The 8,251-nt window shown below is 77.1% G+C and carries 6 protein-coding genes; all 6 read right to left on the minus strand.

Going from position 1 to position 8,251, the window contains the following annotated elements; all coding sequences use genetic code 11:
* On the minus strand, positions 1-546 hold a 546-nt coding region (locus AB0L34_RS31605), incomplete at its 3' end, for an aldolase/citrate lyase family protein (RefSeq protein ID WP_363709059.1).
* On the minus strand, positions 547-1,764 hold the full coding sequence (locus AB0L34_RS31610; protein WP_363709061.1) for a CoA transferase: 1,218 nt from the start codon (positions 1,762-1,764) through the stop codon (positions 547-549).
* Positions 1,761-3,926: an alpha/beta hydrolase-fold protein gene (locus AB0L34_RS31615; protein WP_363709063.1), complete on the minus strand. Its 2,166-nt coding sequence runs from the start codon at positions 3,924-3,926 to the stop codon at positions 1,761-1,763. The genes AB0L34_RS31610 and AB0L34_RS31615 overlap by 4 nt, the downstream gene beginning before the upstream one ends.
* Positions 3,927-3,930: 4 nt before the next feature.
* Positions 3,931-5,880 (minus strand): SUMF1/EgtB/PvdO family nonheme iron enzyme, encoded by a 1,950-nt coding sequence (locus AB0L34_RS31620; RefSeq protein ID WP_363709065.1) that lies wholly within the window; start codon positions 5,878-5,880, stop codon positions 3,931-3,933.
* On the minus strand, positions 5,877-6,815 hold the full coding sequence (locus AB0L34_RS31625) for a PfkB family carbohydrate kinase (protein WP_363709067.1): 939 nt from the start codon (positions 6,813-6,815) through the stop codon (positions 5,877-5,879). The genes AB0L34_RS31620 and AB0L34_RS31625 overlap by 4 nt, the downstream gene beginning before the upstream one ends.
* Positions 6,812-8,251 (minus strand): ADP-ribosylglycohydrolase family protein (locus AB0L34_RS31630; protein WP_363709069.1); only part of this gene is annotated, 1,440 nt, incomplete at its 5' end. The genes AB0L34_RS31630 and AB0L34_RS31625, both read right to left, overlap by 4 nt.

Below are 8,251 nucleotides of genomic sequence, written 5' to 3' on the forward strand. Positions count from 1 at the left end.
GGCCTCGTTCGGGACCACGGCCCGGGGGGGGGGGGGCTGGGGGGGGGCGGGGCCCCCCACCACGATCCGGCCGCGCGCCCATGCCAGACCGGCCTCGTCGTCGACGCCGAGGTCGGAGCGCAGGTCGGCCTCGCCGAGGCCGATCGAGGCCACCGCGGGGTCGGCGGTGGCGATGGCGTACGCGGCCTCCAGGCCGAGGGCCGACTCGACCAACGGGTGCAGCGGGGTGTCCACCCGGGCGGCAAGGGCGGCGACGGCGGTCGCCGACTCCACCTTCGGCAGCCGCAGGCCCGCCAGCCCGGGGCGACCGACCACCGCGGCCAGGTCGGCGTCGACGTCCGGGCCGGTCAGCTCGTTGACCCGGACCTGGACCGGCACGGGGTGCGACTGCCCGAGGAACTCGGCGACGGCCTGCCGCGCGTACGCCTTGCGGTCGGCGAGCACCGCGTCCTCGAGGTCGAGGATCACCGCGTCGGCGCCGGAGGCGACCGCCTTGGCGAACCGGGCCGGCCGGTCACCCGGCACGTAGAGCCAGGTCAGCAGCATTCAGATCACCCCCTGCTCGCGCAGCGCCGCCAACTCGCCGTCGGCCAGGCCCAGCGACCGCAACACCGCGTCGGTGTCCTGGCCGTGCCGGCGCCCGGCGTGCCGGATGTCCCCCGGCGTCTCCGAGAGCCGGAACGGCACGTTCTGCATCCGTACCTCGCCCAACTCCTCGTCGTCGACGGTGCGGACGGTGCCGAGCGCGGCGTACTGCGGGTCGGCGAGGATGTCACGCACGTCGTAGACCGGGGCGACGGCCGCCTCGGCGGCCTCGAACGCGGCCACCACCTCGTCCCGGTCGCGCCGCGCGACCCAGGCGCCCACGGCGGCGTCCAGTTCGTCGGCGTGCGCGGCCCGGCCGCTGCCCGTGGCGAACCACGGCTCGTCCACCAGTTCCGGCCGGCCGACCAGCCGCAGCACCCGCTCGGCGATGCTCTGCGCGCTGGTCGACACCGCCACCCAGCGCCCGTCGGCGCAGCGGTACGTGTTGCGCGGCGCGTTGTTGTTGGACCGGTTGCCCAGCCGGGGCTGGACGTAGCCGAGCTGGTCGTACCAGGTGATCTGGGGGCCCAGCATCGCCATGATCGGCTCGATGATGGCGAGGTCCACCACCTGGCCGGCGCCGGTGAGGTCGCGGGCCCGCAGGGCCAGCATGACCGCGTACGCGGCGGCGAGCGCGGTGACCGAGTCGGCCAGCCCGAACGGGGGCAGCGTCGGCGGGCCGTCCGGCTCGCCGGTGGCGGCGGCGAAGCCGCTCATCGCCTCGGCGAGGGTGCCGAAGCCCGGCCGCCGCGCGTACGGGCCGACCTGACCGAAACCGCTGATCCGGGCGATCACCAGCCGGGGGTTGACCTCGTGCAGCTCGGCCGGGCCGAGCCCCCACCGTTCCAGGGTGCCGGGACGGAAGTTCTCCACCAGCACGTCCGCGTCGGCGAGCAGGCGGCGCAGCAGTTCGGCGCCCCGCGGGTCGGACAGGTTCAGGGTCACCGTGCGCTTGTTGCGCCCGAGCACCTTCCACCACAGCCCGACGCCGTCCTTCGCCGGGCCGTGCCCCCGCGACGGGTCCGGCCTGGCCGGATGCTCCACCTTGACCACGTCGGCGCCGAAGTCGCCGAGGAACGCCGCCGCGAGCGGCCCGGCGAAGAGGGTGGCCAGGTCGACCACCTTCACCCCGTCGAGCGGGCGGGTCCGGTCGGCACCCGGGTCAGCTGGGCTGTTCACGGCGTTCCTTTCGTCGGATCGACGGCGGCGAGGAAGACGTCGCCGTTGCCGAGCGCCGCCCCGCCCGACGTGGTTCCGGCGGTGAGCCCGGTGACCAGCAGCCGCCCGTCGGCACCGAGGGTCGCGTAGACGTTCTCCTCGCCGAAGGCGTCGGCGGCGTCGTCGCGGGCGGTGCCGTACTGGGCCACCCCGGCCTGGCGGCCCCGCGCGTCCAGCCGCAGGGTCAGCACGTCCGCGCCGCCGACCGGCAGGCCGAGCGCGCTGCCGGTGAAGCCGACCACGGCGACCGCACCGTCGGGCAGCGCCACCACGTCCGCACCCGCGTCCGCGCCCCGCCCGCCGGTCACCGTCCGCCAGCGCTGCCGGCCGGCCCCGGTGTACGCCACGGTGAGCACGTCGCTGCCGCCGGCGGTGGCCTCGCCGCCGGCGGAGCCGGTGGCGACCACGAGGCCGTCGGCGCTGATCGCGACACCGCCGAGCAGGTCGTCGCCGGCGCCGCCCACCGAGGTCACCCACGTCCGGGTGCCGCTGGCGTCGAACCGGGCGAGCCACCCGTCGCTGCCGCCCAGCGCGGTGGTGCCGGGCAGGCCGGCGGAGGTGCCGCCGGCCACGTACACGCCCTCGGCGTCGGCCGTCACCGCGTACGCCTTGTCCTCGCCGGAACCGCCGAACTGCCGGCTCCAGGCGATCCGCCCGTCCGGGGAGATGCGGGCCAGGACCGCGTCCTTGTCGCCGGCGCCGCTCTGCCCGGCGAACGAGCCGCTGGTGTAGCCGGCGACGTAGGCGCCGCCGTCGGGGGCGGCCGCGACGGCGTAGAACCGGTCGGCCCTGGCCGGGTCACCGGTCTGGGTGAGCCAGGCCCGCTGCCCCGTCCCGGTCAACTTGACGACGAAGCCGTCGTCGGCGGGGCTGCCCGGGTGCGTCCCGTCGAGGTCGCCGCGGGTGTAGCCGGCGGCGATCACCCCGCCGTCGGCGAGCGGCACCACGCCGTGGAGGCGGTCGTTGGCGGCCGTGCCGAACTGCCTCGTCCAGGCCGGGGCCCCGCCCGCCGTGACGCGGCTGACCACGGCGTCCAGCCCGCCGGCGTACGGCTGGCCGGCGACCGGGCCGGAGGCGGCGTATCCGAGGGTGGTGCTGCCGTCGGGGTGGGCGGCCACGCCGCCGGCCCAGTCGGTGCCCGCGGTGCCGTGCGGCGGCCCGGGCAGCCCGGCCGGCGGGGTGACGCTCAGCGTCGCCGCCAGGTGCCTCAGTCCGTCCGCGAAGGCGGGTCGCCAGACGTCCCAGTCGTGCCCCCCGTCGAGCACCCGGAACTCCGCGGCGATCGCGTCGGAGCGGCGCACGGTGTTGTAGAGGGTGGCGGCCTCGTAGTCGAGGTCGTGGGCGGCGTCGGCCGGGTCGGGGTTCGCCCACTCGTCGTCGCCGACCGCGACGTACATCCGCACCGGGGACTCCGCGTCCAGGCCCGGCAGCAGGGCCGGGTAGTTCAGTCGCCGGTAGACCTCGTCGGAGAAGCGCTGCTCGCCGGAGCCGAAGCCGCCGAACTCGCGCGCCGACGAGTCGGCCGGCGGCAGCGGCCGGTACACCGCCGGGCTGAGCACCAGCGCGTGGCCGAACAGGTCCTGGTGGGCCAGGGCGTAGCGCAGCGCGCCGGCGCCGCCCATCGAGTAGCCGCCGACCAGGCGCGCCCCCCGGTGGGCCGCGGTGCGGTAGGTGGCGTCGACGTGCCGCACCAGGTCCCGGGTGAGGGCGGTCTCCACCGGCCGGCCGGGATCGTCCGCGCCGGTGTACCCGGAGTCGACGTACCAGCTGCCGCGGCTGCTCCACGGCGCGTCGGGCAGCACCGCGATCACCGGCGGCACGTCGCCGTCGGCGATCAGCCGGTCCAGGTCGGCCTTGACCCGGGTCCACGCCTGCATGGTGTCGCCCCGCCCGTGCAGCAGGTACAGCACCGGGTAGCGGCTCGCCGTCGCCTCGCCGTAGCCGTGCGGCAGGTAGACCGTGTAGTCGATCGGAGCGCCCAGCGCCGCGGACGGCGCCGCGGCGGTGGTCAGCGTGCCCGCGCGGAGACGCTCCGCGCCGGCCGCGCCGGGCACCGCGCCGGCCAGGCCGAACGCGAGGAGCACGGCGGCCACGCCGCCGCCGATCCGCCAACGTCTTCTCATCGGGTCACTCCTCGGCGGGAAGGTCGGCGGCGCAGCGGAAGCCGACCTGGTCGGATCGGGTCAGGCCGGCGCCGAGCAGCAGCAGCTTCACCGACACGTCCGGCGGTTGCGGGCCGCCGTCGAGATACCAGTCGGAGCCCTCCGCCCGGTACGCGGCGCCACCCTTGAGGATCACGAAGCGGGTCCGCCCGTCGGAGTGCTCGCTCTCGGTCAGGTTCCACACCAGCGGTTCCCGGCGGTGCAGCAGCCCCGCCTCGGCGGCCACCTGCCACTCGTCCTCGGTGGGCAGCCGCAGCCCGGCCCAGGCCGCGTAGGCCCGGGCGTCGGCGAGGTCGACGCCGGTGACCGGGGCGTCGGCCGGGCCCTGTCCGGCGGTGAACCGCTCGGGGCGCGCCGGACGGTGGCCGGTGGCGCGCAGGAACTCGGCGTACCGGCCGTGGGTGACCTCGTGGGTGTCGATGGCGAACCGGCCGAGCCGCACGGCGCGGCGCAGCGTGCCGGTGTGGTGCAGCCGGGGCGGCAGCGGCTTCCACTCGTCGACGTACGGGGTCTCGCCGTAGAGCCCGGTCTCCCGCACCCGGTGGCGCACGAGCAGCTCCCGCCGGCCGCCGTCGACCGCCACCATGCCGTCGGGCACGTCGCGCCGGGGCGCCCACGGCACGCGCAGCCGCTGCGCCGTGCGGGCCGGGAAGGACGGGTCGCCGACCACCGCCGGGTGCGACGGCACCGACGCGTCGGTGGTGGCGACGACCGCGGCGACCGCCCCGGCCGGCAGCGGACCACCGACGGCGACCGTGCCGCCCGGCTCGGCGGTGACGGCCAGCTCGGCGCCGGTGACCAGGTCGACGAAGCGCCGGCCGGGACGCGGTGCGGTACGCAGCCACGGCCCGTCGTGGTCGTCGCCCCGGTTCACCACCGTCCACAGCGGCTCGCCGTCGTGCGTCCAGCGGGACGCGTACACCTGACCGGAGCCGGGGTGGTCGGCGAGCGGGACCCAGTCCTCGGCGCGCAGCCACGCGGCGTGGCTGGCCTGCACCCGGCGCATCGCCCGGAGCACGGCCCGGTCCCGGTCGTTCCAGCCCACCCAGACGCCGAACACGCTCTCCCAGACCAGCACGCCGCAGCCGTTGAGCCAGGCGGAGTGCAGCTCGTCGAGGTGGCTGCGGTGCCAGCGGCGGGTGTGGTGCAGCACGTGCCGGCGCTCGAACCACTTGGCGCGCAGCACGCCGGGGACCTCGGAGTCGGCGAACCACTGCGCCCACGACATCGCGTGGTCGGCGATGCGGGCCAGCGGCACGCGGCTCTCGCCTTCGAGGACGGTGCCGGGGCGGACGGCGTCCAGCTCCCGGCGCAGCTCGTCGGCGCCCTCCTTGAGGGTGTCGAGGAAGACCCCGTCGACGCCGAGCTTGCCGGCCAGCGCGGCGACCTCCTGCGCGTCGGTGCCGGCCTCGCGCCGGGTGCCGGTGTCCCACGGGTTGTAGTCGACGAAGACCCGCACCCCGCGCCGCTGGAAGGCGCGCACCACCTCGGGCAGTTCGGGGACGTCGCGGTAGTAGTCGAACTGGTTGCGTTCGTCCAGCCCGATCACCGGGTACGCGTGCCACAGGACGATCCCGTCGAAGCCCCCGAAGTCCCGCTCGGCGGCGTCGAGGAACGCGTCGACGGTGAAGACGCCCCGCTCGTGGTCGTAGAGCGTCTCGTCCCACAGCCAGGCGAGGCAGACGCTGAAGCAGTCGCCGGGGATCTCGTCGTAGTGCGCACCTGTGTAGCCGAGGCGGGCACGGGCGTCGGCGCGCCAGCGGGTGAGCTGCTCCCGCCAGGCCGGCCAGTCGGCCGGGTCGTCCGGGGCGGCGAAGACCTTCGCCTCGTCCAGCGTGGTCAGGTCGGCGTGCCCACCCAGCGGGACCTCCGTCGGCCGGTCGATGGGGCGCGGCACGTAGGGGTTGAAGCTCATGGGGCACCTCGGTAGGTCGCGGCGTACAGGTCCTCGATGGCGGCCCGGTCGGGCAGCGCGGTGGACGCGCCGGGGCGTTGCGCGCACGCCGCGCCGGCCGCGCAGGCCCAGCGCAGGACGGCGGCGACGGCGTCGCCGTCGCGCGCGGCGCCGCGTTCGGCCCAGCCGACGGCGAGGGCGCCGGTGAAGGCGTCCCCGGCGGCGGTGGTGTCCACCGCCGCGATGCGCGGCGCCGGGATCTCCAGTCGCGGACCGCGCCGGTCGGCGTACGCGGCGCCCCGGGCGCCGAGCGTCAGCACCACCCGGGGCACCAGCTCCAGCAGCGCGTCGAGCAGGACGGCCGGCTCGCCGGGGGCCGTCGCGGCGACGACGGCCGCCTCGTGCTCGTTGACGACCAGCACGTCGACCAGCCCGAGCAGGTCCGCCGGCAACGGCGCCGCCGGCGCGGCGTTGAGCACCACCGTGGTGCCGGCGGCGCGGGCCCGGCCGGCGGCCTCCACCACGGTCGGCAGCGGCACCTCCAGCTGGAGCAGCAGCACGTCGGCCGCGCCGATCGCCGCCCCGTCGGCGGCGTCCAGGTCGGTCAGCGCGGAGTTCGCGCCGGGGGCGACCACGATGAAGTTCTCCGCCGCCCGGTCGACCCCGATCAGGGCGACCCCCGAGGGGCCGGGGACGGTACGCAGGCCACGCACGTCCACCCCGGCGGCGACCAGGTTGTCCCGCAGCTGCTGCCCGAACTCGTCGGCGCCGACCGCGCCCACGAACGCGCAGTCCGCGCCCGCCCGGGCGGCGGCGACGGCCTGGTTGGCGCCCTTGCCGCCGGGCACGGTCCGGAAGTCCTCCCCGAGCACCGTCTCGCCGGGGCGGGGCAGCTGTGGCGCGGTGACCACCAGGTCCAGGTTGGCGCTGCCCACCACGACCACCCGCGCGCTCACGCCGGCCCGCCCTCGGTCGTGGCGACGCCGACGGGCTCCCCGGCGGCAGCCGGCTCGGCGAGGGCGACGGTGCGGGCGGCCAGCTCGTCGAAGCCGATGCCGTCGAAGCCGGCGATGCTGCTGGCGAGCCGGCCGCGCAGCGGGCCGACCCACCGCTCGGGCAGCCCGGACGCGCCGGTCAGCGCCCCGGTCACCGCGCCGACGGTGGCCCCGGTGGAGTCGGTGTCCCAGCCGCCGCTGACGACCGCGCAGATGGACCGCTCCAGCTCGCCCCGCCCGTACGCGAGGGCGGCGGCGACCAGCGCGGCGTTGTTGCGCACGTGCACCCAGTGCAGGTGGCCGTGCCGGGCGTACAGCTCGTCCACCACCGCCTCCCAGTCGTCCGTTCGCGAGCCGAGGGCGCGCGCCTCCCGGACCGTGGCGGCGAACCGGCTGCGCGGCGGCAGCACCGCCTCGCCGGCGTCGAGCACCTCGTCGACGTCGCCCGCCACCGTGGCGGCGGCGGCCAGGGCCGCGACCCACATCGCCCCGTACACGCCGGCGCGGACGTGGCTGACCGTGGCGTCGCGCCAGGCCAGCTCGGCGGCCAGGTCGGGGCGCCCGGGGTTGACCCAGCCGTACACGTCGGTGCGGATCTGGGCGCCGATCCACTCCCGGAACGGGTTGTGCCGCCGCGCGGTCGCCGGCGGGGCCAGCCCCAGCAGCAGGTTGCGGTAGGCCACCCGTTCGGCGGTGAAGACCCGCCCGCCGGGCAGCCAGTCCAGCCACGCCTGCGCCACGTCGGCGCTGGTGAAGTCCCGCCCGTACGTCTCCAGCACACGCAGCGCCAGCAGCGCGAAGTTCAGGTCGTCGTCCTCGGGCATCCCGTCGATGTTCTCGGCCAGGCTGGTCGGGGCGCTGCGCCGGTTCCACGGCCAGCGGGCAGCCACGTCGGCGGGCAGCCCCCGGGCGGTGAACCAGTCACGCAGCGGCCAGCGGCCGGTGGCGACGAGGATCTCCCGGATGCCGTGGCGGGGGATCTTCTCGACCGGCTTGCCGAGCAGGCAGCCGGCCGCCCGGCCGAGCCACGCGCCGTGCACCCGGTCGTACGCGGCCGGGCCGGCGGGCAGCGACCACTCCGCCGGCCAGGTGGCGCGGACGGCGGCCAACTCCTCGGGCTCGTCGGGGCTGCCGGCTCCCGGCAGCGCGTCGGCCTCGTCGAGCAGCCGCGTGGCGAGGGCCCGCAGCCGGGGTGCCGCGGGCGTGGGCGACGCCCCGCTGACCGGCGGGGTGAGGTCCCCGCCGGCCGCGCGCCACTGCTCGGCGATCGCGCCGACGTCGCGCCCCTCGTCCCGGCTGGCCGCGATCTCGTGCGGCAGCAGGTCCTCGGGCTGCACCCAGGTGATCCTCACCGGCCCGACTCCCCGGGCGCCTGCTCCGGCCCGGCGGGGTCGGCG

The organism is Micromonospora sp. NPDC052213 (assembly GCF_040679695.1).
Taxonomy (GTDB): domain Bacteria; phylum Actinomycetota; class Actinomycetes; order Mycobacteriales; family Micromonosporaceae; genus Micromonospora.

Excerpts from the sequence above, each read along its gene's own strand:
- AB0L34_RS31615 (WP_363709063.1), bottom strand. The coding sequence starts at position 3,926 with ATGAGAAGACGTTGGCGGATCGGCGGCGGCGTGGCCGCCGTGCTCCTC.
- AB0L34_RS31620 (WP_363709065.1), bottom strand. The coding sequence starts at position 5,880 with ATGAGCTTCAACCCCTACGTGCCGCGCCCCATCGACCGGCCGACGGAG.